Origin of the sequence: Faecalicatena contorta (assembly GCF_022835095.1) — a bacterium.
Lineage (GTDB): Bacteria > Bacillota > Clostridia > Lachnospirales > Lachnospiraceae > Faecalicatena > Faecalicatena contorta.
The window spans coordinates 1,971,635-1,998,172 of the sequence record NZ_BQNQ01000001.1 but is presented as its reverse complement, the minus strand read 5'-3'; the positions used below and the strand labels follow the sequence as shown (position 1 = coordinate 1,998,172).

Here is a 26,538-nt window from a genome sequence, read left to right as displayed (position 1 = left end):
GAATTTTTACAAAAGATCTCATCTGTTTACTTCTGCCAGGTATTCTTGTGGCATATTACGAAAACAGACACCTTAAAACAGCCGGCCGCCATCGGCTTCGGCCAGCTGTCCTTCTTTTCCTATCTGCTGCTCATAGCCGGATGCACCGGTTTGCCATGCTCAAAAAATCTGTCATACCAGACAAGGAAAATATAGACCGTCCAGATCTTACGGCTGTTGTCTGTTTTCTCATTTGTATTCTTACCATCCTTATGCTCATCCAGCATTTTCACCAGCATGTCTGTATTGAAAAACTTCTCCGCCGCTTCGGATGTAAACATCTTTTTTACTATATTATAATACTTCTCTTCCCTCAGCCAAACTCTGATCGGAATCGGAAAGCCCAGCTTTTTCTTTTCTGCCGTCTTACTCCGTATTACTTTATCTGCGGCCGCCCTCAGAGCCACCTTAGTCCTTGGTGCGCGCACTTTATAATCCAGCGGCAGTGTCTCGGCCAGTTCCAGCACCTCCCTGTCCAGAAACGGCACCCTGACCTCCAGCGAATTAGCCATTCCCATCTTATCGCCCTTCATCAGGATATCGTGCACAAGCCACAGATGCAGATCCACGTACTGCATCTTCGTTACCGGGTCTTTTCCCTTTACCCGTTCATAAAGTGGTCGGGTTACCTTCTGAATTCCGGGCTCACATCCTTTCTTGAGCAGACGGCTGGCTTCTCGCTCCGTAAAAATATTCGTGGCATTTGCAAAATACCGCTCCTCCAGTGTCTTGCCGTGCCTCATCAGAAATCCTCTCCCCTTCACTCCTCTTGGCAGACAACGCTCCGCAAACTTACCAAGCACTCTTCTGATGCACATGGGAATCTTATTAAATCCGGTATGCTCCAGAGGTTCACAATATATATTATAGCCTCCGAAAAGCTCGTCAGAGCCCTCTCCCGAAAGTACAACTTTTACCTTCTTGGCAGCCTCTTCGCTCAAAAAATACAGGGCGATCGCAGCTGGATCCGCCACCGGTTCGTCCATATAATACTGGATATCCGATAATTTGTCCCAATATTCCTCGGGCGTGATTACCTTTGCATCGTTCTGCATATTGATGCTTGCCGCAAATTCCTTTGCATCCTGAATCTCACTGTATTTACCCTCGTCAAACCCTACAGTGAAGGTACGGTCCACTTGCCCCAGATACGTCAGGTAACTGGAATCCACGCCGCTTGACAGGTAGGAAGCGACCTCAACATCGCTGATTTTGTGTTTTTCCACCGACTCTTTCATAACGTGTTCGACATCTTCCACAATCTCCTCAAAGGACTTCCTGCTGTCTCCCGTAAAATGAGGTTCAAAGTACCTGGTTATTTCCATCTTTCCGTTTTCATATGTGAAATAATGGCCCGGCTGAAGGCAAAATACCCCCTTGAAGAAAGTCTCATTCGTAGGGACAAACTGGAAAGAAAGGTAATTTCCAAGGGCTGCCTCATTAAAGACCTTATCAAATTTTGGATGCTCCATAAAAGACTTGATTTCTGAACCGAACATCAGGGCGCCATTCATCTTTGCATAATACAGAGGTTTAATGCCAAAAATATCCCTTGCCGCAAAAAGTTTTTTCTTCTTTATATCCCAGATTGCAAATGCATACATCCCGCGCAGCCTGTCTACGAGGTTCTCGCCCCACTCCTCGTAGCCGTGCAGCAGAGTCTCGGAATCCGTATTTGATACAAATAGATGACCAGCCTCCACTAGGTCTTTCCGCAGATCCTGGTAATTATATATCTCTCCGTTAAACACCAGCACCATGCTGCGGTCCTCATTATACAACGGCTGGTCTCCCACCGGTGAGAGGTCGATGATGCTCAGCCGTCTGAACCCCAGCGCCGCATCCTCATCCACATACCTGCCCTCACTGTCCGGTCCTCTGTGTACGATCGTGTTCATCATATTGACCAGTACCTGTTCTCTATCTTCAACTTCTCCTACAAATCCTGCAAATCCACACATAAAAATTTATCTCCTTTTATTATGCCTTCCTGTTCTACCGCGTATCAAAGGATACTATACTATATAACTTGTCCTATATTATAGCTTTTTTTACATATAAAAACAACTTTTTTTAAAAGATGGGAGATTGGCATGATTTTTCGCCAAAAATGATCAATTCCAAATAACATGTTTAACATAAGAAAAGCAGTGCTCTTATGCACTGCTACTCTGATCGGGGTGACAGGATTCGAACCTGCGACCTCACGGCCCCCAGCCGTGCGCTCTAACCAAACTGAGCCACACCCCGCCTCACTTGTTATATTATATAAGACTTTTGCCAAATTGTAAAGTGGAACCTTTTTAATTTTCTTCCATACTATAATATTGTAAATGATATGGAAGGAGATATCGCAAATGGCGAATTGTCAAAACAATATGCGCTACGGCAGACAAATGAACAATAATAACTGCCGCAGCATGCCGAACGGTAATAATAACTGCCGTCCTGCACCTGCCCCCATGCCGAGAACTGACCGCCGCCAGTGCGGCTCAACAGAACCTTGTGGATGCCGTGCTCCAGAGCCACGCAAACCGGAACCATGTGGTTGCCGCACTCCAGAACCACGAAAACCGGAACAATGCGGTTGCCGAGCTCCAGAATCCCGTAACCCAGAACAATGCGGTTGCCGCACTCCGGAACACCACAAACCAGAACAGCGTGAATGCCGCACTCCGGAACGCCGTCCGTCACAGCCGTGTGGATGCCGTTATGATGCATTGGAAGATTTCCCAATTGCTATGGCATACGTACCCTGGCAGAAATGGCGGAATTTATACGAACCTTGTAAAGGGTTACAGAGAGGTACAATTTTTGAAGACCTCTCAAAACCATTTCATGGAAGAGGAGGGTGTAATCGATGAGTGAACGTCCATGCAGAAAAGATTTACTTGACCATATCAATGCGGTCAGCTTCGCGGTGGATGACGTGAAACTTTTTCTGGATACCCATCCCTGCGATGAAGATGCACTCGCTTACTTTCGCGAGTACAGCCGTATGAGAAATGAGGCTCTGAAAGAATATGCCGCATACTATGGTCCTCTTACAATTGATACTACTATCTATTCCTGCGCTGACAGGTGGGACTGGATCAATGAGCCATGGCCATGGCAGGAAGGAGGATGTTAGTATATGTGGGGTTATGAAAAAAGACTGCAGTATCCTGTAAAAATTACACAGACCAACCCGAAAATTGCTCAGATCATTATCACACAATTTGGGGGACCCGACGGCGAGCTCGCTGCTTCTATGCGTTATCTCTCACAGAGATACACAATGCCTTACAAAGAAGTGACTGGTATTCTGACAGATATCGGCACGGAAGAACTGGCTCATATGGAGATGATCTGTGCCATTGTCCATCAACTCACCAGAAACCTGACACCGGAAGAAATTGAGAAATCCGGCTTCGGTACCTATTATGTAGACCATACCCTTGCGCTCTGGCCGCAAGCGGCGAGCGGGATGCCATGGACGGCAACCGTGTTCCAGTCAAAAGGCGATCCGATCACAGATCTCCATGAAGATATGGCTGCGGAACAGAAAGCAAGAACAACTTATGACAATATCCTGAGACTGGTGAAAGACCCAGAAGTCTGCGATCCTATACGTTTCCTGAGAGAACGTGAGATTGTTCATTATCAGAGGTTCGGTGAAAGCCTGCGCATCGTTCAGGATAATCTGGACAGTAAAAACTTCTATGCCATCAATCCTGAATTCGATATTCGTCAGGACTGCGGCTGTAAATAAAGCTGCATCAGCAAGCTCTATCTGTTGATATAACCCCTTCAAACGAACGGCTCATAAATTTAAAATACAGGACCCAGCCTTACCATGAAGGCTGCGTCCTGTATTTTATTTATGCGGTACCTGCCGCTGTGTGTTCTTTCTGTCCCTGCAGGACATACATGAAAGATGTCCTGCAGGTATATATCTGATTTCCTATAAGGCTATTCCGCCTTTGCACCTAATGTTACCTGATAGGTATTTTCAGTGTATTCCCCGTTACTGCCTGGAACCTGGACCGTCAGCGTCACAGTGTCACCTTTTGCATAATATCTTAACTGTTCTTTCAGTGTATTCATGCTGTCAATCGTTGTTCCATTCAATGCTGTTATGACTCCCCCCTTCGTCATTCCAGCTGCTTTTGCTCCGCCTCCGCTGGTAACATCTGTCACATAAACACCAAGCGGCATATTAAATCTCTGCGCATTCTCAGAAGTCACATCAATACCTTCGATTCCCAGATATCCTCTGTCCGCTTCTGCAACTTTGGATTTTGTCTGCTGATTCATGAGATTCGTAATAATATCTGACACATCGCTGATCGGAATTGCGTAGCCGACACCTTCGACAGAGCTTCCTACAAGTTTGGAGGAGTTAATTCCGATAACCTCCCCGTTTGCATTCACAAGCGCGCCGCCGCTGTTTCCTGGATTGATCGCTGCATCTGTCTGAATCAGTCTGACATCGCTGGTTGTTGTTTCACCTGTCATAGTGTCTGTAGTCGTACTCTCACGATCCGTCGCGCTTATTACACCTGTCGTAACAGACTGGCCGTATCCGAGTGCGTTTCCGATGGCAATGGCCGGTTCCCCCACTTTCAACTGAGTAGAATCTCCCAGGGTAGCTACTGCGATCTTATCCATTGTATCTTTGGAAATCGTATCCAACGGCACGGCAATAACTGCCAGGTCATGAGACGGGTCTGTCCCTTTAATATCTGCCTCGAGGCTTGTGCCGTCATCGAACGTAACTGTCAGTGTCTCGCTGCCTTCCACCACATGATTGTTCGTCACAATCAAAAGTTCCGAATCATTCTGGGAGATAATGATACCCGTCCCTGCGCTCTCGCTTTGCTGCTGGGATATGCCTCCGAAGAAATCCTGCACCTGCTGGACACTCATATTGGTGATTGAAACAATGGAAGGCATAACGCTTTCCACAACACCGGATACATCTGATGTGATGACACTGGATGTTTTGGTAAGAGAGCTGCTATTAACCGGAGCCGTATTCTTCGCCGCTGTATTAGATGACTCATTCAGCCCCAGTACCTTACTGCCCACAATATTAGATGTTAAAAATGTTGCGCTGGAAACAACTCCAAATAATAGAGCGCATCCGGTTACTACGACAGCCTTGGGCATTTTCTTTTTTGGTTTTCTGCTGTGACTGTCGTGATCCGGCTGGCTATTATACTGAGCATTCCCCTGCTGTCCTTCGGGATTGTAATAATTATATTGATTTTCCATACAAATACCTTCTTTCTCTTGTATTTTATATTGATATAATAGCCGCTCTTTGTGATGGAATTGTGTTTATTTATTTAACAAATTTTGAAACAGCCGTCATTTTATTCAACTGTTACCGATTTGGCGAGATTTCTCGGCTTATCCACATCGCAGCCCCTGCCTACAGAAATATAATATCCAAACAGCTGAAGCGGGATGATAGCCAGCGAATTTGTAAAATAACGGTTTGTTTCCGGTATATAGATTACATAGTCAGCTGCGCGCTCTACCTCGTCGTTGCCCTCGTTTGTAACAGCCAGAACAAACGCCCCCCGGGTCCGGACCTCTACCATATTGCTGATCATCTTTTTATACAAATTTTCCTGCGTCAGAACCGCGGCTACAAGTGTTCCCTCTTCGATCAGGGAGATCGTGCCGTGTTTCAGTTCACCTGCCGCATATGCTTCCGAGTGTATGTAAGAAATTTCCTTCAATTTCAAGGAACCTTCCATAGAAATCGAATAATCGATTCCCCTTCCGATAAAAAATACATCTCTGGCCGCCAGATATCTATTGGCAAATTTCTGAATTCTGTTTTTATTATTCAGAAGCAGTTCTACCTGATCTGGAATCCGTTTCAAGTCCTCAATATACGTCTTTAGATCCGCATCGGTTATTTTTCCCCGTACTTTTGCAAATTTCATGGCCAGCAGATACATAGCGATGAGCTGACAGGAATATGCTTTGGTGGTAGCTACCGCGATCTCCGGCCCTGCCCAGGTATACATGACATTATCTGCCTCCCTGGCAATGGAACTTCCCACCACATTTACAATTCCTAGAACCTTGGCCCCTCTTGCCTTAGACTCCCTCAGGGCCGCCAGTGAATCTGCTGTCTCCCCCGACTGGCTGATGATAACAACCAGGGTCCCCTCCTCAACGATGGGATCCCGGTATCTGTACTCCGAGGCCAGGTCCACTTCCACGGGAATCCTCGCCATTCCCTCGAATACATATTTACTGGTCATCCCCGCGTGGTATGCGGAACCGCAGGCCACGATCATGATCTTGTCGATCTTTTGTATCTCCTCGTCCGTCATATTCAGCTCTTCGATCACGATATCACCGCCTTTGATGCGCGGTGAAAAGGTATCTGTAATCGCTTTCGGCTGCTCATACATCTCCTTCAGCATAAAGTGCTCATATCCGCCTTTTTCGGCGGCATCCACGTCCCATTCAATATGGGTGGATTCCTTTTCAATCGGTTCCTCATCCACATTGAAAAACTCCATAGTTCCCGCAGTCATTCTGACAATTTCTTCGTTTTCTATAAAATAGACGTCCCGCGTATACCTCAGCACTGCCGGCACATCGGATGCTATAATGCAGCCTCCCTCGGATTTACCGACAATAAGCGGACTGTCCTTACGTACCGCATAAAGCTCATCCGGATGGTCTTTAAACATAATTCCCAGCGCATAGGATCCCTCCATGCGGTGCATAATCTTCGTGATCGTCTGCAGCGGATTTCCCTGGTAATAATAGTCCAGCAGATGGGCGATCACCTCCGTATCCGTATCCGATATAAATTCATACCCTTTATTGACCAGTTTGTTTTTCAGTTTCAGATAATTCTCTATAATTCCATTGTGTACAACGATGATACTCTCTTCTTTATTGAAATGCGGGTGTGCATTGACATCGGACGGTTCCCCGTGGGTCGCCCATCTCGTATGCCCGATTCCGACCGTTCCCGGCAGGGTCGCCCCGTCATGGGTCAGCTCATTCAGTACCTTAAGGCGGCCCTTGGATTTCTTCATCTCGATCTCTTGTCCGTCATATACTGCAATGCCGGCGGAATCATAACCGCGGTATTCCAGTTTTGACAAACCGTCCAGCAAAATGGGGGCTGCCTGTTTTTCACCTACATATCCAACTATTCCACACATAATGTAACTCCCTTCATTGTGTCTAACTCATCTGGTTCAACAGTTCAGGCATCTCTGAACTCTTACTTTTTCTGCATCTTACGGCAACGTATAAGGCGCCTGGTTAATTGCAAAATTAGGGTTGTAGAACGGATCACCCTTTTCCAGTATCTCCGGCCATTTCTTCTGAAATTTTTCTACTTCTCTCTCAAAGCGTTTTAACTTTTCTGGAGTATCTTCGTAGCCTCTTGATTTTGATTCATAGTGATGCCACTCTGAAAATGCATTATAAACTATCAGTTTATCTGCTTTTCTTAATTTCAGGCAGAGATCCACATCATTGCAGGCAACAGCAAATTGTTCGTCAAAGCCGCCTACCTCCTCAAAAAGGGCTTTCTTTGTCATCAGGCACGCGGCTGTTACTGCACTATAGTTGCAGTTTATCCGAGCCCTCACCATATACCCATAGTCATCGCGCTTCAGTCCTACATGTACGTGTCCTGCATAATTTCCGAAACCAATGACTATCCCTGCATGCTGTACTGTATCATCAGCATACAGCAGTTTCGCTCCTACAGCTCCCACATCCTTCCGCATGCAGATACCAAGCATCTCTGAGAGCGCAGATTCTGTTATCATCTCCGTATCATTGTTCAGAAACAGCAGGTATTCACCGGTAGCATACTGTACGCCAAAATTATTGATAGCAGAATAATTAAATCCTTCTTTCCAGTATACTACTTTAACATTGGAGTATTGCTCTTCCAGATATTTATAATATTCAAAGGTTTTCTTTTCGCTGCTGTTGTTTTCTATGATAATAAATTCGTAATTTTTATAAATACTCCGTTTATGAATTGATTTAATACAGAGGTCTAAGTCCTCTATATGGTCTTTATTTGGTATAATAATAGATATTTTAGGATCTCCCGGAGTTGCATATTTTACATGGTACATTCCCCACAGTCCCACGTGCTCAACAGACGCTTCGATTCCAACTCGTTTTAAGTGCTCTTCGATTGCATGTTTTCCTGCTTCATATGCATACATTTTGCTAGCAGGATCACCGGCTACAGAATTCATATGAATTCTCCAATGATATAATATTTTCGGTATATGCCGTATCTTCTCAGACTCTTCAATGCATCTAAACATCAAATCATAATCTTGAGATCCGTCAAATTCACTTCTGAACCCACCAATCTTTTTAATAATTTCTGTCTTAACAACGAAGAAATGCGTAATATAATTATGGGAACGGAATAAGTCCATGCTGAAATCCGGCTTAAAATTCGGATCATTGTACTCCGAACCGTCTCCTGTCATCTTATCCTCATCTGTATAGAGTATATCGTATCTGTATTCCTGCAATGCACTTGCTACTTCAAAAAGGGCATCCGGTGTCAGAACGTCATCATGGTCAAACAGCCCCACATAATCTCCGCTCACTAGATCCAGCGCTGCATTTGTATTTCCTGATATACCAAGATTTTCTTTTAGTAAACAATATTTGATTCTGCTGTCCTTGACAGCATACTCCTCAAGAATTCTTTCCACGGTTTCGTCACCACCGCTTCCATCGGCAATACACAGCTCCCAGTTCTGATAGGACTGGTTCCTGACAGAATCAATCATCTCCCGCAAAAAGATCTCCGGAGTTTTATAAGTGGGAACAATAATACTGACCTTCGGCTGCCATGCAAATATGGTCTCTCTCTGCTTCTTCAAATCTGCTTCTGTAGCTTTGTTTTCCTCAAACCACTGTTGATATGGTTTCCCCTGTGCATTTACACAGGACAAAATGTGATCCTTCAATCCATACAATCCATTTTTCCGAAGGTACTTCATCCCTTTTTCTATGTTCTTTTTATTTAATGCCTTTACAAACCGTACTGCAAACTGCTTGCTGCGCTGTGCTCTCTCGTACTTTTTAAGTTTTACCGGATCAAGCCGGATCTTTTTCCGTTTCACTCCGTCTTCTATAACCAGTGTATAGCATTTTCCTGGATCGCATATAAATTCAACTATAAATCCGCATTCCACATTGTGAGCCTCAATGAGCCCTGCATCCTCTACATCTTTTCGCTTTGTCCTCTGCATTTTTACTTTTAGAGCCTTGTCCATATCATCCCTTATACTGACATGTACCTTATCTGTACCTGATGTAGATACTGCCCATCCTGATAGTATAATTTTCAGAGGTTCAACATGTATCCAGTCAATATTATAAGAAATCGTACTCTCATCCTTTAAAGCAATGATCTCTTTTCGGTCCATGGAAACAATACATTTTCTGTAGCTGCCCCGGCGGATGTAGAGACGATAACTTTCCGGAGTAACACCACAATCGACATAAGTCTTTATGTGAAACCCGGTATCCGCAGCCGGACTATACTTTCCGCCAAACTTGTTTTGTACATCAGGTCGTACAATCTTTTTTATTCTGCTCTCAACCACTTTACCATTCACTACGGATTCATAGGTAAACGGCTCTCCATTTTTCTCAAAACACCATCCATTTACACGGATATATCTTTCTGCCGGTTTTATCCTGAACTTTTTTTGGTCAATATAATATTTAAAATCCATACAATCCTTCTCTTTCTGAATCTGCCTATTTGAACAATCTGTACAAAAATTTAATAAAAACTGCTACATATAATATAAATACCAACAGAACAATAAAGGTCTCTAGATCAAATCTTTCCGTTACTACTTTTACGATCATTGTGCCTGTTGTATTTACACCTTTAATTGTAAGTTCGGTTCCCGTCTCTGTTTCAGGCTGAAAACTGAACCCTATTCCTTTGGATTCATCCACGCTCTCGTTCTCAAAAATGACTTTGTACTTATTCCCCTTACAATTTTTTACAGTATCAAATTTAAAATAATAAAAGCGTCCATTTTTTATTTTTTCAGCATCCGCAGTCCCCTGCGCTTCTTTCTCGCCGCTCTCCATATTTAACAGTGAGTATTTTACTTTCATTCCCGTGACATCCCCAATTACCTGGCACTTAGCACGAAATCCATCCAGTGTCTCCTCCTGGCCTACAAAAGTCTGTTCTATTTTTGCTACAGCTCCTGTTGGAATGTACTGACTGTTATCCACATTCTTATCATATACCAGATTATTTTTTCCTATATGGGCATACAAAAATGCAGCCGCGAGTATAAGAACAATTATAATCAGACTTTTTACTCTTTTCATCTTATCTCCTCAGCACTTATCAATAGCATTTACTATATTCTTCACAGATTTCCTCTGCATCTCCAAATCTTCTGAGCTTCCCTTTCTCAAGCCAGACAATCTTGTTGCAGATAGATTTTACCTGCTCAATGCTGTGGGATACAAACAAGATTGTTGTCCCGGAATCCATCATGTGGTGAATCCTCTCCTCACACTTTTGCTGGAAACGAAAATCGCCTACAGACAGCACCTCATCTACAATCAATATATCTGGCGTGCCGATCGTTGCTATAGCAAACGCAAGCCGGGACACCATTCCCGAAGAAAAATTCTTGACTGGTACATCCATAAAGTCATGAAGCTCTGAAAACTCCACAATGTCGTTATAATATCCCTCCATCATTTTCCTTGAGTATCCCAGAAGTGCACCATTTAGATAAACGTTCTCCTTGGCCGTCAAATCAAAATCAAATCCTGCTCCAAGTTCAATCAGCGGAGCTACATTCCCATAGACTGCCACGGAACCCTGGGTAGGTTTTAATACCCCGGCTATTGTTTTAAGCATCGTACTCTTCCCGCTGCCATTGAGACCGATCAGGCCTAGAGAGTCTCCCTGCATTACCTCAAAAGATATATCTTTCAGCGCCCAAAATTCATCATAAGATACCTGGTTTTTAATACTCTTTATAATGTATTCTTTAAAACTGTCGAACTTTTCAGATGAAAGGTTAAACTTCATTGATACATTTTCTACTTTTACAACTGTTTTTCTATCCATAATCAACTCCTAAATATTTAAAATGAACTTATCCTGATTCTTATAAAAGACGTACAGACCGATCCCCAAAGACAAGAATGCCTCAATAAGTGCAATCAACAGGGAGGATAAGCTGAACATGCTGTTGTTCAACATCACATCTCGGAACATCATTAAAATATTCGTCAATGGATTCAGCATAACCACTTTATATAACCAATCAGGTAAAATCGACATCGGATAAATAACAGGTGTTAAATACAACAGACCCGTTACAAAAACTCCATATAAATGTATAATGTCTCTAAATTTAACTGTTACTGCCGACAGGATCAGGCCGATTCCTAACGAAAAAAGTACCAGCAGAATCAGCGGTATGGGAAATAAAAAAGCAGTCCAGTGAAGTTCCGTTCTTGTTGCCACCATAACAATCAGCATCGCTGTAAAGGATGCCATCAAATTGATCGTGCTGGAAAAGACTCTTGACAGAACAAATAAGTATTTAGGAACGTACACCTTTTTAATTAACGCTGCACTTCCTATTATTGCCGACATCGCACCTGATGTAGCATCTGAATAAAAGTTAAAAATTACCTGACCGCTTAGAATATATAATGGGAAATTTTCAATATCGAATTTAAACAGATTCGAAAAGACCACGGACAAAATAATCATCATACAGAGTGGATTTAACAAGGTCCACAATACGCCCAGTACAGATCTTCTGTATTTAATTTTAATATCCCTTGCAACCAGTTCCCCCAACAGAGGTTTAAATTTCAAAAAATTCTGAATATATCTTGACAAAACAGTTACTTCTCCTCTTCTTTTGCGGTAATGGAATCTATCAGGGGAAACCCTGCAGTATAACGCGAACTGGCAGCATCCCGGGATACTGCCAGGTCTTCCACAAATTTTTCTTATCTATTATAGCACCCAGTTCTATATAGAGCAATGTTTTCTGTATCATGAAAAATGGCTGGTTCCCCCAGCCATTCACATTGATACATTCAACAGACTGCTACAGATCAATAAAATCTACTGAATAATCATCGTCATCTTTTTTCTTTCTGCTTCTGACTGAGGGTGTTTCTTCTTCATATTCTTCAAATTCGTCATCATAGGAATCATCGTCATCCGCATACTCGTCATCGAAGTCTTCATCATATTCTTCGAAATCGTCATCATAATCATCGCCGTAATCGTCTTCATATTCATCACTATCATCCTGGAACCCGACAAACTGATCTCTGTCCCTCTTTCTTGACTTCGGCATATCATCCTGTCCATCCCCATCAATGTTATATTCATCATACAGGTCGTCCAACTCCTGATTCCTGCGGCTCAGCTTTACGCCCAGGACGATTATAATAATCAGCATGACAAGGAACACGCCCCATACCGCGCATAATATAATTGTCATATATTTATTTATAAAATTTGTAAGTTTATCAGTCAGCGTATTGCTGCTCTCTTTTTTTTCTACCACTGGAGGCGTATATCTCTGGTAGGTCTTTTCTGTAGTATCATATTGATAATAGCCTTTGCTGCCCTCACTGCTCAATGCATATACCAGATAGTACTCTTTTTCAGATGTATTCTGCCAGGCAGTAAACACCTTTCCACCAATATCCGTTGTTGTCTCCTTATACTCTTCCGGAAGACCTTCTTTGTCCTTGTGTTCCATTAAAAAGATAGAGAGCGAAGAATTAACATCGACTACCGCTGTCTGTGAAAAGGAGCCGTCATCGTCACTATAAAGGAAATAGTCAGAATTGCCGTCGCTGTCTTGCAGAAAGAAAATATACTGCCCGCTGGTCTCTTGAACCATTGCCTTCGTCTTCTGGCCGTCCAGTTCCGTTTCTGCTGCCGTGAATCCTTTTGGAATCACGGCCTCTGAGAAGTTTGCATTTACCGTATATTCTTTTCCGTCTACGGTTACCTTTAGTCCGTCTGAACCTGCCTGGCCTTCATTTTCACCTGCTTCTTCCTCAGAAACCGGAGTACCGCCCTGTATTGTCACCTGTGAAGTACCAAGAGTAAGATTCAGCGCTTCATCATTGGCCAGATATGCCGTATATTCTTTCGCCTCAAGTGTTGCGGTTCCTTCTTTCAGGGCCGTAAACTCCATAGAGTAATTTACTTCCATTGAGGTTCCGTCACCTTTGGCAGACAATTTGACCGTACCATCACCGCCTGTTGCATTTGTTCCACTGACGAATTTTAATATAGAAGGATCATAAGTGACTGTAATATCCGTGTCGCCCACAGCAACACCTTCCGCGTTGGAAATCACCTTTGCTGTTACCGTAACATTTTCCCCAGCCGCCGCTGAGGGGTCTGAAAACTGCAGAGTCCCTTCTGCCGCCAATGCAACAAATGAAAAACAAGAGACCGTCAGGCACAATGTTAATATTGCGACTCCTATCTGTTTAAATGCTTTCTTCATCTTATCTACCTCTTTTGCCATCTTTTATTGTACTGCTCCACTTACCTGATCTGAAGTTCCTCCTTCGGCTCCACTCTCTGGCTGTTCGAAGTTTCCGCCTGTTTCAGAACTGTTTCCTCCGCTATCCGGTGTGGAACCATCACCAGTCCCGTCCGGATTCCCCGTACTGCCTCCGGCAGCATCCGAATTTTCTGTGCTTCCATCATCATTCCCCTGGGGTGTGCTATTATAATAATAGCTGCCCTCTTGTGGTTCATAAGTTGCGGCCTCTTCATCGGTAATTATATTCGTAGCATAACTGCCTATCTCCGAACTTATAACCGTTACGGTAGAAGACGGACTGTATCCGTCATCACCGAAGAAAAATTCATGCAGCTGCAGGACATTACTTTGCAATGTCTCCGGTACCACCGAACTTCCTACACCGGATAAACTTGCTGTTGATTTATCGAATGGGAACCCACTCATTTCTGTTAAATTATATTCAAAAGCATCTTTGGCATATGCTAAAATTTCTGTCAGCGAAAAGTTGGTTTCAATCATTGGAAAAACTTTATCAATAATCTTATTAATCGTTGTAAGATCGGCTGTCTGGGCTTTCTTGACAATCTGTTCCAATACCGTACGCTGCCGCTCTGCCCGTTTAAAATCATCGCCCTGTGTATAGCGGATTCTGCAGTAAGATGTGGCCTGAACGCCATCCAGTATCTGTTTCCCAGGCTGCGTCAGTTCGGTTGTGGTCTTGCCTGTTACCCTTGATGTTTCTGTGCAGTAGCCATTAGTCCAGAAAACTTCTTCTGATGTAAGATCCAGTTCAATACCGCCCAGTTCATCTATAACATCCACCAGCGCATTAAAATTAACTGTTGCATAATGCTGTATGTCCATATCCAGATTTTTATTCAGCATGGCTACAGCCTCTTCGGGGCCACCAAAAGAATAGGCTGCATTCGCTTTATTGTACGATCCGTCATCCTGTTGAAGTAGCGTATCCCTGAATACGGAACATAATCTGACTTCTTTGTTCTCACGGTTCAGGCTTGCTATAATGATCGTATCGCTTCGCTCCCCCTCTTCCGGATTCCCCGGCCTGGTATCCAGGCCAAACAACGCCACGTTCAGATATCCAGTTTCATTATGCTCAACTTCTGTCGATATATTCAGCTTTGATGCATCCAGCTTCGTGGTTTCTATCTTATTGAGCTTCGATGCCGCAAAGGCTACTCCGGCAGTTGTCAGCAGGACAACAGTCCCCCCCGCAATAGCCAGAGCCTTCTTCCATACTGCCCAAGATGCAAATCCCCTCTTTGCTCTTCTTCTGCGTCTTCTTATATTCTTTTTTCTCGCCATTGTAAATCCTTCCTAAAATATCGAATTCATGATCACAATTAATCATACAATACTTCCAGCTAAACTTCAATCTTAATTTCCGTATTCTTCCTGCTTCAGTTCCAATATTTAGGATTTGAGGAGAGCTTTACTACTAGCCTTTGTGGAAGATGCTTATAATGCTGTCCCAGCTTATATCCCAGGTATTTAAATCCACTTTTTATAACAAGCGGCATGATCAGCCAGGGTCTCCTTATCTTAATAAGGTATCCTGCTGTATTTTTCATCAGCCTGATTCCTTCACTCTCAGATTTAATGCCGCCAAACACATCTGGATTATCAACCTGTGAAACAGCAACATCAAAATTTCTCTTAAACTGTTGGATACAAGTATAATTATGTGAGTGTATCACCTCTGCTTTTGCAGCATATACACAGCTGTACCCTGCCTTCAGCATTCTCCCAGCCATAATCATATCTTCATTAAAAACTGCCTTTTTCACAAACCCTCCAAGTTCATCATAATACGTTTTTCGGTATGCGGCACATACATTGGAGCAGAAGAATGCTTTAATCCCTATCTTATCAATCGAATTTAAATCCTTTATACAGCCTTCTGCCGGATAATTAAAGCTTCTCGTATAGCGCTCAATCACATCAGACTTCTCGTCCGGCAGCTGCCTTGCATAGGCACAAGCCACTTTATCATTCTCAAAAGCCTGTAAAAGATGCTTCACAAGATCACGATCTGCTGGAACCGCATCCTGGGTCATACAGATAAAAATATCTGCATCACTTAAACCTGCGGCCATCCGGCGTGTCCCCCCGTGGTCAAACTTATCCTTCTCAATCTCCTTCACAGTCACCCTGCCATCCAGGCCTGCTGTCTCCCAAGGGAAGCGCCCGCCTTTGGTGTGGATAATAAAGATATTCTGTATAGGGTATGACTGTCTTATTAGTCCTCTGATCAGCTTTTCAAACTTTATATCCGGTTTGTAAGTCGGAATGATTATATCCACTGTGGGTCTGTCCATTATTTTCTCCTAATATCCTGCATTATCTCCGTAATCATATTCGCTGCCATCTGAGCTGTCGAGATTTCCATAATCCCCAGTATCCTGAGTATCTGCCGGCCCGTAGCCATTCGCACCTCCGGTTCCCCCTGCAGCGTCTGTACTGTCGGCATTGTCATTATAGGAACCAGCGATTCCGGTTAAATAGGCCACATCGCTGTCTATCTGCAGTACCTTTTCGGACACCTGGTAATTTTCTGCTTTAAATAAGAATTTGTGGAGCTGCCTGACATTATCTGCAAAACCGATCGGTACGACAAAAGAACCTTCCAGCCCAATTACATCTTCTGATGTCGTAACATCGAACGGATATCCTGTCATTTCTCCGATCGTGTATCTGGCAGCGCTTGCTGCAAGCCCAACAAAATCACTTGTAGATAAATTCGTTGAAACCTGCGGCAGTACCTGATCAATAATTTTGTTTAATGTAGACAGGCTCGCCGTCTTGGCCTTTTCTACCACCTTCTGCAAAACAGTTCTCTGCCTTTCGGCACGTTTATAATCGTCTCCCTCCGTATATCTTATTCTTGCATATGATACTGCCTGAATACCATCTAAAACCTGTTTTCCCGGCTGAGTCAGTTCTGTTGTTTTTCTCCCTACAACCTGTGAAGTTTCAGTACAGTACCCATTTGTCCAAAATACTTCCTCGGCAGTCAGATCAATTTCGATTCCTCCTAACAAATCAATTACATCTGCAAGGGCATTAAAATTCACACTCATATACTTTTGAATATCCAAGTCAAAGTTCCGGTTCAGCAATGCAATGGCCTCCTCCGGACCGCCAAATGAATATGCCGCATTGGCCTTTTCGTATGTCCCATCATCTTGCTGAGTCAGTGTATCCCTGAACACAGATACAATTTTTACATTTTTTGTTTTATTGTCAATACTTGCGATCATCATGCTGTCGCTTCTTACTCCTCCGTCCAGCTCTCCTTCTCTGGAGTCTAGCCCGAACAGTGCAATATTGGTAAATTCTCCCGTATCCTGATAAATTTCCAGGTTTGAGGTGTTAACCGTCTGAAAATCCAGTTTGTCCAATTTGGACATTGCATAAGCTGCTGCTCCCAAAACAAGAAGAAGAATGATCTCCACTACTAGCAGTATAATTCTTTTTCTCATCTTTTTCTTATGTAACAAAGCACGCTGCTGCTTTGTCATTCTACCCTTGGATTTTTTTCTAGCCATTTTCACTTCCCCTTAAAATTGATCTTTGCCTAATAGGCATTTTTGTTTACAAAACCCTTAAAAAATGTCAGGAACAAGATTTTAAAATCAAATCCTATCGTCCAGTTCTCAATATAGTACAAATCGTATTCTATACGCTTTCTAATGGAAGTATCTCCCCGAAGGCCGTTCACCTGCGCCCATCCGGTCAGGCCGGGACGAACCTGGTGTTTCACCATGTATCTGGGTATTTCCTCCCTGAACTTTTCTACAAAAAGCGGCCGTTCAGGCCTTGGGCCGACCAAGCTCATATCACCTTTTAGTACATTGAAAAGTTGTGGGAGTTCATCAATGCTTGTTTTGCGAATAAACTTTCCAACTTTTGTAACTCTGGGATCGTTTTTTGTAGTCCATCTGCTTTTCTCTTTTTCTGCCTCCTGCACTACCATAGAGCGGAATTTATACATGGCAAACGGTTTATTCTGCAGTCCCACTCTCTCCTGGCTGAATATAAGAGGACCCGGGGAAGTCACTTTTATAGCCAGCGCAGTAGCCAGCATTATTGGTGAAAACAATACAATCGCCACGATCGCGCCAAAAATATCCACACTTCTTTTTACTACTTTATTAACGGTATTATTCAGGGGCACATGTCTGATATTAATTACCGGCAGCCCAAGCAGATCTTCCGTATATGGCTTTGTGGGGATAATATTATTATAGTCCGGAATAAATTTTGTATGCACACCGGACTTTTCACACATGTTTACAATATATTCCAGCTTATGATACTCATCAATACCAAGAGTTATGGCTATCTCATCAACTCTGTTCTGAGGAAGAATAATCAGGAGATTATCAATACTTCCGATGACTTTTACGCCCTTATACTCCGTACCTCTCGGCTGATGGTCGTCCAGAATCCCTCTGACGGAATATCCCCATTCCGGATTTGCCATTATCCGGTCAATATACTGCTCCGCAGCACGGCTGTAACCAACCAAAATCATATGCTTTTGATTGTATCCGTTTTTTCTAATATTGCGGAGAAAATACCGGATCAGATTTCTTGACAGCACTTCCAGAAAAACATTCACAAGAAAGAACACGAAAATCATCTTCCGTGAAAAGTTGGGCTGCTTTGTCAAATAAAGAATCAGGATGAAACCCAGCAATCCTATAACATTCGCCTGGGTAATATGCCATGCTTCCAGTCTTCTGCCTTGTACACGCTTTGGTGTATATACCTGAAAACATCCGTATAAAATCAAATATCCCGGAACGATATATGTCAGCGCCCGCATATAGATTTCAAAAGGCAGATACCATTCATCTACCTCCATCAATCCGCTTCTGAATCGCAGATACCAAGCAAGTGCGTAAGAAGCTATGATAACCAGCCCGTCCAATACCACCTGCATCCGGTTCAAATATTTCTGATTATCTTTAATCATTATTTTCACCTTACTCGTTTATATATTATATCATATTCTGCAGCGATACTGCAGATCCGCCCGAAGGGCATGTATTACGGGTTATCCCGAAGTTTCATTACTATTGCTAATTTTTATTCACAAATTAGATTGTACATTATCTGTTATATGATACAATATTTTCAGTAAAAGGACAAGTGAAATCTCTATGTTCTTTAACATTTGCTTAATAATTCCGTAATATTATTAGTTTTTCATAAAAAAGGGGGCTATCGCCCCAGATTAACTTTATACCATTTGTCTGTGGGCTCAGAAAAAAATATAATTACGGTATCCTGCGTTTCTTTTATACTATTATCCTGCGGCCATGGCTTCATTCCCTGCGTCATCTCCAGAGCCTGTTCTATCTGCCCGGGTGTCGGCTGATTCAGGCAGTACCCTTCCGTTTTCATAAAATTACACATTCTGGAGATATTACCGTCATCCCATTCAAAGATAGAACTGCCCACCGTATCTGACTTCTGAAGCCCTACTTCATCCATGGGTTCCATACCGATGAATACAACTGCCTTATCCTCATATTTTATTCCCTGTCTTTTCATGTCGTACATCACCTGGTTTGCCACATTACTATCATATTCATAAGCAACATTTGCCGAGTAAAAGAGCATATTCATATTTTTCGCGTTTAGAAACAATAGATATGCTCCTCCAATCATCCCCAGCCGCTTCAGCATTGGCGCTTTCAAAACAGAGAGAATCAGATAGAGCTCAACCGCGCCAGACAGGGCAAGACCCAGCAGTGTCCGTCCGTGCGTTTTGTACGTGCCAAGAACCAGATATAATATAAACGGGGATGCCGCCAATGCCACCGTATAAAACAGAATCCCCAGTCTTCTGCGCGCAAAATTCGCTTTAAAGAAAGCCCACACGGCAAAAACCACAAATAAAGTGGTAACAATCCGTATCACTTCACCACCATATATGTACTCCCCGGCAATTGGAATCGCGAAAGAAACTCTTACGATGTTAGCAAACGCCATGAATAGTGCCTTTCCAATGCCGCCCTCATCAAACCATCCCACATAATTATCTGCGAGATAGCTGGATGCTCCGAACAGCTTCATAAGAATCAAATAAATTCCATAGTACCCAATAAGGCCTCCTGCAAACACTCCCGCCCATCTTATCAGTTTACTGCCAATCCGGACCTGTCCTTCCAAATAGTTTTTCAAACAATATGCCACAACTGCTGTCACATAAACACAAGTGTATGCCTGATAAACAGCAAATGCATATATTAGCATCAACAGGGAATAAATCCACTTTTTTCTGCCGTTCTCTTCGGCCGCCTCAACACTCAGCATGAATCCCCATGCTGTAAATATCATTCCTGAAGCAATTTGTAAGCTAAACATAGAAAAAGAAAACATTTCCCCCATTACAAATGGCAGTGAACAAAAGTATGCCTGGAAAAAGAACAGCGGAACTTTCTTTGCGTTATCACCAAATAGAGTGAATCCGAACAGCGCTCCTCCTGCATTCCACAGGGCAATAGCAAGAATATCCCATAATACCGGCGCATACCTCCCATTGTCCATGGCGAGATAGTTAAATAAATCAATTCCCCATCTTCCCTGGACAAACCATTTAGTAAAAGGTTCCTCAATCTGTATCCAGGTTTCTTCGTCTATTGAAATTCCCGGCTTTACAATCATATAGATAAAACACAGAAACGATAGAACTCCTGCTGTGATAAAAACGGTTCTGTTTTTCTTTAAAAAATCAATCAATCTCATCCGTAACTCTCCCGATAAATCGGAGTCTGCAGCGCTTTACCACTGCAGACTCCGATTCTACTCTATTGTCATTGCCTATTCAGACTTCTGTTTCAATTTTCTATTTCCCCAGTCTGCAGCATAAGCCAATGTATTCACAAAAAGCTCCCATTCTATCCTGCAGTAATTAAAAAAGAATTTCCATTGGAAGGGCACTTTGTGGCAGCCATTCAATGTTTTCAGCCCTTCCCTGATCCCATCACGGTAATCCTTTCCAAAACCATTTTTGCAGAAAAACAAGTATTTAATTGCGTACCCCGCTGCCAGCGGCAGAAAGTTCAATGCCAGCTGAAATACGGGCATATTCTTATAATTCAGATAAATGCTGTTTCTTGCAGATAATTTTACTTTGAATGTGTTATACTTTGATCCGCTTGTACCGCTGCCAACATGGCGAACCAGAGCAGTCGGGCAGTAAGTATTCCTATATCCGTATATTTTGGCACGGTATCCCATATCAACATCTTCCAAATAAGCAAAATGGCTTTCGTCAAAGTATCCGATTTTATCAAAAACGGCCTTTCGATAGATTGCAGCTCCCGCACAAGCCGAAAAAATCTGATCAACCTTTCTGTAATTCTCCACAGACCGGCCGGCCCCGCGGCAGATTCCCCAGCCCAGCAGAGTATACAGATCCCCTGCACTATCGATCAGTTTAGGATGGTACAGTTGGACCATTTTGCTGCTAACTGAAAAAATCTTATGATCTCTCTTCATTGCCTTGATCATTTCCTCAACGTAATGCTTTTCGACCACAGTGTCATTATTCAGCAGGATTACATAAGGAGTATCAGACATCTTGATGCCCTGATTCACAGCATAGCTAAATCCATAATTTTTATCCAGCGCTTCAACTTGTATGTTCGGATATGTTTCTCTCATGAAATCCAGGCTTCCGTCCGTTGAACAATTGTCTACAACAAGTATCCTGAAATCCTGATAGCTTTGCCTGGCCAGAGATTTCAAACATGGCTCCATAAAATGTCTGCCATTATAATTTGGAATGATAATTGTAACTTCCATTACATATCCTCACTTTTATCTTTTTTCTATTCCTGTTCTGTAGCGCATCAACATCGTTGCGCATGCAGCACGGTCAGTTGCACCGCCCGGAGCGAGTGAACCATCTCCATTTCCACTGATAATTCCAGTCCCAACAGCCCATCTCACTGCTTCTATTGCAAACTGGCTGGTCATCCCCCCATCACGGAACTGATCCAGGCTGCCGCTGGCCGTTACGCTATATCCCTGGTATTTTGCATATCTGTTCAGCATTACCGCCATCTGTTCTCGTGTAATCTCGTCTGCCGGACCGAAACAGCCGTTCTCATATCCCGTCGTAATCCCTGCCGAAGATGCCCATAAAGCTCCTTCGGTAAAAAACTCATTATTCTTTACATCCGGAAATCTGGTTGAATATGACACCTCCGGTGATCCTGACATTCGATACAATATCGTCACAAATTGCCCCCTGCTCACCTTCTCAGATGCGCCGAATGTCGTGGAATTCAGTCCTGTCATCAGGCCGTTCCAGTACATATAGTAAACCGCGTCATAACACCAGCAGTCTTTGCCTAAATCCTCAAAAGGGAGGGTATCATCCATCCAAAAATTAAGATCTACATTGCCGTTGATACCATTTACTTTTCCCGATGAGGTGCACTGCCAGATATCGTAACTGCCGCCGTAATCACAGGTTGTGTTATATTGTGCAACCCATTTCGACCAGGAACTGTTATTAAATACAGCATCTGTCAGAAGTCTGCTCCACCAGTCCAGATTTGCATAGATTCCTGTTTTATATCCTGCATTTGAGATTGTATCACAGAATGTTTTTGCTATACTACCCAGCATCTTTGTTCCGACACCTTCGGTAGTACGGTCTTCCATATCCAGATATACTGGATATGAAGGGGTATGGCCCTTTAAAAGACGCAGGACATGCGCCGCCTCACTTTTGGCCATATTGAGATTAGTCGCATATGAGTAGATATATACTCCATATGGTATACCAAGGCGTTCGCACTCGGATACATTTCTCGCCCACTGACCATCGTCTTGATATGACTCATCATTACCATATCCACAACGCAGTATAGCAAAATCAATACCAGCTGCCTTCACCTTTTCCCAATCAATTTTTCCCTGATGTTCACTTACATCAATGCCTTTTTTCACTGCCCCTTTGATTATATTTCCGACACTGTTTACATAGACACCGTTGACCTTTTCCCATGCGTTTGGATGTTGTGCATATAGCTCTACTCCCGAAATCAGGTTCCCGTCCTCATACCGCCAGCTGTTCTCGCGTTTTTCTGCGCCATCTGTTTGAGTTTCACCACTTTCTGTATTATCAGCATTTTCTGGTTTGGATTGATCGCCATATACTGAAGGTTCACCACTGTTATCTATTTTCTGAAAATCCTGTGTTGACGGATCTTCATACTCCGATGCTGCATAACTGATTGTCCCGTTGACTGGCGCTCCAAGTGCTATCATACTAATACCAAGTACTGCCGCAATTAATCTTCTTATGTTCTTTGTCATCTAGCCTCTCCTTTCTGTAATAAACAATTGCCACCTGCTAAGTATATATACTTTCTCCTGCCCTTGTCAATAGAACACTTTCAAGCACAAAGGCATATGTATCCTTTTTTAGGATACACATGCCTTCTTCTCACTCAATTCTAAAATAACTTCTCCGGATATACTCCCGCATCAACAAGTCCCCTTACCGCTGAAACCACAGCATCTTTATCTTCCTTATAAGTTACTCCAAACCATTTATCCCCGGACCTCAGCACCTTCACGGCCAGTTTTCCTTCTCCCAGCAGCTCCCCTATAATCGTTGGAAGGAGGTATTCGGCTTTCAGGTTCTCCTCATCTGTCATACTCAAAAACTCTTCAAAACCATCTGCAAGTATCTGGAAGAAGTCCGGCCTCAGTCCCCACATGTTCATGGAAACCGGAGACTCCACATCAATCTCCCGGCTGCCGCATTCCTTCTGCACGACCGCCCGGCCGTCAACTTTTTCGATGTTATGGGTCTCCTCGATGTCTGCGAGCATGCCATTTTCATCCACGCTGCACACACCCCGGGTTACCGCCCCATTATCGCTCAGTGTATTTTTTAACACAAAGCTGATCATGCAGATCTCCATGCCATCGCTTCGGGACTCGGCCGTGAGATATTCAAACCCTTCTTTGAATGCCTGCTTACCGTAATAGTCATCCGCATTGATTACGAGAAACGGCGCGTCCACCACATCCTTACAGCAGAGAATTGCCTGACCGGTTCCCCATGGCTTTGTTCTTCCGGCAAACCGCTCTTTATATGGCTCTGGAATATCATCCACCTCCTGGAAAACATAATCGACATCGATTACCTTCTCGATCCTGTTTCCGATCACTTCCTTAAAGTCTTTTTCCAGATCCCGTCTGATTACAAATACAACTTTGTCAAATCCTGCCTCCATGGCATCATAGATGGAATAATCCATGATAATCTCACCATTGGGCCCAACCGGCTCCAGCTGCTTAATGCCCCCGCCGAATCTGCTTCCAATTCCTGCCGCCATGATCACTAATGTTGCCTTGCTCATCTTTTTCTCCTTATTCCTGCCTTCTCACAGGCTGTATTCTATTCTCCCAAACCATCTTCTACAATACGTACCATCTCCCGAAGTGCGGTTTCCTCGTCGTCTCCTTCACAGATAATTCGAATCTCATCTCCGCTTTTAATGCAGGCGCCAAGCACGCTTAACACGCTTTTGGCATTCGCCGTGACATCCTCAGACTTTGTTTTCTTTTCTACCGTAATCTTGCTGCCGTACTGCATGGCAGTTCTGCAGAACAAGCCTGCCGGCCTGAGATGCAAGCCTGTAGGGTTCTTTATCGTAACTTTTTCGCTTACCATGTGAACTCTCTCCTCCCGTTATTCTTCCTTTGTTACATTTTGCTCCTCTTTTTCATCTTTCTCAGTAAGAGTAACCTTCACCGTTGGGTTCTTCAGCAATACAATATTGGAACCGTTCGCTCCGTCCATATCCAGATCTACATTCACCGGTACTTCGTGTGTCCCTGGTTTTGTATAGGTCTTTAAATCTATATATACTGCATTTTTCACATCCAGTTTCTCAAGCGCCTCCTGCGCTCCTTTAAACTGCAGCTGAATATCGGTATTGTCCTCAAAGGATACCCTGAGATTTTCCTGTACATTGATGACCCGGATAGATTCTGCGAGAAGCTCAATTGTACGGGTTCCTTCCTGCTCTATGGATACGGTGACTACAACATTATTGGCGGTCTCGTCCACCAGCTTAATCCCATCCGGCAGATATGGCACTATGTCTATCGTCTTCTCCAGCTTTCCTGTTGCCCCGCTGATGTCTATCTCCGAGGCCGGTACGTCCAGTTCGGTGAACCCGCTCAGGGCCTCCGCCGTACCGCAGACCTGAATCCGCTCCGGTTCACTGGTAAGGCCGCTGTATACATACCCTTCTTCCGGAGTCCCCATAACATTGAAATTCAATGCTATGCTCTTTGTATTGAGTATCTCCACCTCGACGGTAATGCCATCCTCCCCCAGGTTATCTTTCAACTGGCTCTTATCTACCGGATTGCCGTTACTGTCATAATAGGTCAGCTCGGCCTGCAGTACTGTCGTCTTGGACAATCCCGATACATCCACCTTTGCCACAGCTTTATCAATACTGTTGACCAGTGATTCCGCCCCGCTCACGGTAACCTTTGCCGGATTGGTCGGCGTATTGCCGACTACATACCCGTCACGCGGAATGCCCGTCACGCTGACATTCACCGGGAATGGATTCTTTGTCTGATCCTCTATCTTAACCTTCAGGTTGCCTGGTGTTGCTTCCGCGGTATACTTGCCTTCATAACCGGGAACTGTTGCTGTGATGGGAATCAGTGAACTGATCTGCATCTCACTCATGTCCGCCGTCGCAATGATACTGCTGCTGGACAGTTTAGCCAGAACTGATCTCTTCGCACGCACTACCACACTTACCTTCTGTGTATCGTCTAATATCTTATAGGTCTTTCCTTCATTTGTCACAACCTCAGTATTCTGTACCGTAACATCAATATTCCGGAAGGTCGTCGTCTCCACCGGATCATCTATATTCACTACGATCAGCCACAACAGGGCAGCGAAAACCAGTGCCATAATCTTCAGCCCCAGGTTGTTCGTAAATTTATATTTCTTCATGCCGCTGCCGTCCTTTCCGTATAGTAAATTTCTTGCCTTCCGCAGTTCTATACTGGATTTGGTTCAGCCTTGTAGCAAGGTATTCCGGCGTAACTCCTCTCGCAAGCTGCCCTCCCATCGCAACGGAAACCTGGCCTGTCTCTTCGGATACAACAATAATCAGTGCATCACTTACTTCACTCATTCCCAATGCAGCTCTGTGCCTGGTCCCCAGGTCTTTGCTGATTGACATGTTATCTGAAAGCGGCAGATAACATGTGGCTGAAGTAATTCTGTCTCCTCTTATAATTACAGCTCCGTCGTGAAGCGGAGTATTATGTTCAAATATATTCAGCAGAACCTGAGAAGAGACTTTGCAGTCCAGCTCGATTCCGGTCATCTCATATTCCGTAAGACGAATGGCCTGCTCTACTACAATCAAAGCCCCTGTACATACACTCCCCATGTCAAAACAGGCTTTTACAAGGCTCTCCAGCGTTACATCGGAGAACCTCTGGTTTTCTCTGCTTCTGTCAAACAGATTGATATTGCTCAGAAGGTTTTTCTCCCCCAGCTTTTCCAGCGCCCGCCGCAGCTCCGGCTGAAATACTACCACAGCGGCTATTGCCAGAACGTTGATCGACTCTCTGGCAAGGAACAATATCGTATGCATTCGAAATATAGCAGCTACCAGTATAAACAAGCCGAGGACGATCATGCCCTTCAAAAGCATCCATGCCTTTGTATTCTTAATCCACAGCATAATCTCGTAGACGATGATCGATACAATGATAATCTCTATGATATCTGTCAGGTGAACATTCGGAAAGTACATGTCGCTCACATAGTTGTCAAAAAACGTTTTGATCCACTGTTCCATTCTGCCACCTC

The 26,538-nt window shown here is 43.7% G+C and carries 23 protein-coding genes and 1 tRNA gene; 3 read left to right on the top strand and 21 right to left on the bottom strand.

Going from position 1 to position 26,538, the window contains the following annotated elements; translation table 11 throughout:
• Positions 1-119: 119 nt before the first annotated feature.
• The 3 genes from asnB to MWG26_RS08890 form a co-directional block, all read right to left on the bottom strand.
• Complete coding sequence (gene asnB, locus MWG26_RS08900) at positions 120-2,000, bottom strand: asparagine synthase (glutamine-hydrolyzing) (protein ID WP_025655680.1); 1,881 nt, start codon at positions 1,998-2,000, stop codon at positions 120-122.
• 214 nt (positions 2,001-2,214) lie between these two features.
• Positions 2,215-2,289: transfer RNA gene (locus MWG26_RS08895), tRNA-Pro, on the bottom strand.
• A 69-nt stretch (positions 2,290-2,358) separates the two neighbouring features.
• Positions 2,359-2,760 (bottom strand): hypothetical protein, encoded by a 402-nt coding sequence (locus MWG26_RS08890; RefSeq protein WP_025655679.1) that lies wholly within the window; start codon positions 2,758-2,760, stop codon positions 2,359-2,361.
• Positions 2,761-2,780: 20 nt separating this feature from the next.
• Between MWG26_RS08890 and MWG26_RS22710 the strand changes: the two genes are divergently transcribed.
• Genes MWG26_RS22710 through MWG26_RS08880 form a run of 3 tightly spaced genes read left to right on the top strand, consistent with a single transcriptional unit; the run spans position 2,781 to position 3,790 of the window.
• Positions 2,781-2,903 carry a spore coat associated protein CotJA gene (locus MWG26_RS22710; protein WP_243002528.1) on the top strand — a complete coding sequence of 41 codons (123 nt, stop codon included), beginning with the start codon at positions 2,781-2,783 and terminating at the stop codon, positions 2,901-2,903.
• The gene (locus MWG26_RS08885; RefSeq protein WP_025655678.1) at positions 2,900-3,169 is read left to right on the top strand and encodes a spore coat protein CotJB; all 270 of its coding nucleotides are present in this window, start codon (positions 2,900-2,902) and stop codon (positions 3,167-3,169) included. Before MWG26_RS22710 ends, MWG26_RS08885 begins: the two co-directional genes overlap by 4 nt.
• Before the next feature lie 3 nt (positions 3,170-3,172).
• A complete protein-coding gene (locus MWG26_RS08880; protein WP_025655677.1) occupies positions 3,173-3,790 on the top strand; it encodes a manganese catalase family protein in 618 nt (205 codons plus the stop codon).
• A 200-nt stretch (positions 3,791-3,990) separates the two neighbouring features.
• Here the strand turns inward: MWG26_RS08880 and MWG26_RS08875 are convergent, their stop codons facing one another.
• The 18 genes from MWG26_RS08875 to cdaA form a co-directional block, all read right to left on the bottom strand.
• Positions 3,991-5,295, bottom strand: a complete 1,305-nt coding sequence (locus MWG26_RS08875; RefSeq protein WP_025655676.1) for a S1C family serine protease — start codon at positions 5,293-5,295, stop codon at positions 3,991-3,993.
• Between the two features lie 101 nt (positions 5,296-5,396).
• Complete coding sequence (gene glmS / locus MWG26_RS08870) at positions 5,397-7,223, bottom strand: glutamine--fructose-6-phosphate transaminase (isomerizing) (protein ID WP_025655675.1); 1,827 nt, start codon at positions 7,221-7,223, stop codon at positions 5,397-5,399.
• 78 nt (positions 7,224-7,301) lie between these two features.
• Positions 7,302-9,791 carry a glycosyltransferase family 2 protein gene (locus MWG26_RS08865; RefSeq protein WP_081733077.1) on the bottom strand — a complete coding sequence of 830 codons (2,490 nt, stop codon included), beginning with the start codon at positions 9,789-9,791 and terminating at the stop codon, positions 7,302-7,304.
• A 25-nt stretch (positions 9,792-9,816) separates the two neighbouring features.
• Positions 9,817-10,410, bottom strand: coding sequence for a hypothetical protein (locus MWG26_RS08860; RefSeq protein ID WP_025655673.1), 594 nt, complete (start codon positions 10,408-10,410; stop codon positions 9,817-9,819).
• A gap of 19 nt (positions 10,411-10,429) precedes the next feature.
• A complete protein-coding gene (locus MWG26_RS08855) occupies positions 10,430-11,167 on the bottom strand; it encodes an ABC transporter ATP-binding protein (RefSeq protein WP_025655671.1) in 738 nt (245 codons plus the stop codon).
• Between the two features lie 9 nt (positions 11,168-11,176).
• On the bottom strand, positions 11,177-11,953 hold the full coding sequence (locus MWG26_RS08850; protein WP_025655670.1) for an ABC transporter permease: 777 nt from the start codon (positions 11,951-11,953) through the stop codon (positions 11,177-11,179).
• Positions 11,954-12,167: 214 nt separating this feature from the next.
• A complete protein-coding gene (locus MWG26_RS08845; protein ID WP_044926767.1) occupies positions 12,168-13,595 on the bottom strand; it encodes a cohesin domain-containing protein in 1,428 nt (475 codons plus the stop codon).
• Positions 13,596-13,619: 24 nt separating this feature from the next.
• Positions 13,620-14,945: an LCP family protein gene (locus MWG26_RS08840; RefSeq protein WP_025655668.1), complete on the bottom strand. Its 1,326-nt coding sequence runs from the start codon at positions 14,943-14,945 to the stop codon at positions 13,620-13,622.
• 95 nt (positions 14,946-15,040) lie between these two features.
• On the bottom strand, positions 15,041-15,958 hold the full coding sequence (locus tag MWG26_RS08835) for a glycosyltransferase family 2 protein (protein ID WP_025655667.1): 918 nt from the start codon (positions 15,956-15,958) through the stop codon (positions 15,041-15,043).
• Positions 15,959-15,967: 9 nt separating this feature from the next.
• The gene (locus MWG26_RS08830; protein ID WP_025655666.1) at positions 15,968-17,188 is read right to left on the bottom strand and encodes an LCP family protein; all 1,221 of its coding nucleotides are present in this window, start codon (positions 17,186-17,188) and stop codon (positions 15,968-15,970) included.
• A 29-nt stretch (positions 17,189-17,217) separates the two neighbouring features.
• Positions 17,218-18,621, bottom strand: coding sequence for an undecaprenyl-phosphate glucose phosphotransferase (locus tag MWG26_RS08825; protein ID WP_025655665.1), 1,404 nt, complete (start codon positions 18,619-18,621; stop codon positions 17,218-17,220).
• Positions 18,622-18,869: 248 nt separating this feature from the next.
• Complete coding sequence (locus MWG26_RS08820; RefSeq protein ID WP_025655664.1) at positions 18,870-20,399, bottom strand: glucosyltransferase domain-containing protein; 1,530 nt, start codon at positions 20,397-20,399, stop codon at positions 18,870-18,872.
• 75 nt (positions 20,400-20,474) lie between these two features.
• Entirely contained in the window at positions 20,475-21,461 is a 987-nt protein-coding gene (locus tag MWG26_RS08815; RefSeq protein WP_025655663.1) for a glycosyltransferase family 2 protein, read from the bottom strand.
• A gap of 15 nt (positions 21,462-21,476) precedes the next feature.
• Positions 21,477-22,985, bottom strand: a complete 1,509-nt coding sequence (locus tag MWG26_RS08810) for a GH25 family lysozyme (protein ID WP_025655662.1) — start codon at positions 22,983-22,985, stop codon at positions 21,477-21,479.
• Between the two features lie 140 nt (positions 22,986-23,125).
• Positions 23,126-24,040 carry a nucleotidyltransferase family protein gene (locus MWG26_RS08805; protein ID WP_025655661.1) on the bottom strand — a complete coding sequence of 305 codons (915 nt, stop codon included), beginning with the start codon at positions 24,038-24,040 and terminating at the stop codon, positions 23,126-23,128.
• Positions 24,041-24,078: 38 nt separating this feature from the next.
• Complete coding sequence (locus MWG26_RS08800) at positions 24,079-24,354, bottom strand: HPr family phosphocarrier protein (RefSeq protein WP_025655660.1); 276 nt, start codon at positions 24,352-24,354, stop codon at positions 24,079-24,081.
• An 18-nt stretch (positions 24,355-24,372) separates the two neighbouring features.
• Positions 24,373-25,668 (bottom strand): CdaR family protein, encoded by a 1,296-nt coding sequence (locus MWG26_RS08795; protein ID WP_025655659.1) that lies wholly within the window; start codon positions 25,666-25,668, stop codon positions 24,373-24,375.
• Entirely contained in the window at positions 25,655-26,527 is an 873-nt protein-coding gene (gene cdaA / locus MWG26_RS08790) for a diadenylate cyclase CdaA (RefSeq protein WP_025655658.1), read from the bottom strand. The genes MWG26_RS08795 and cdaA overlap by 14 nt, the downstream gene beginning before the upstream one ends.
• Between the last annotated feature and the right edge of the window lie 11 nt (positions 26,528-26,538).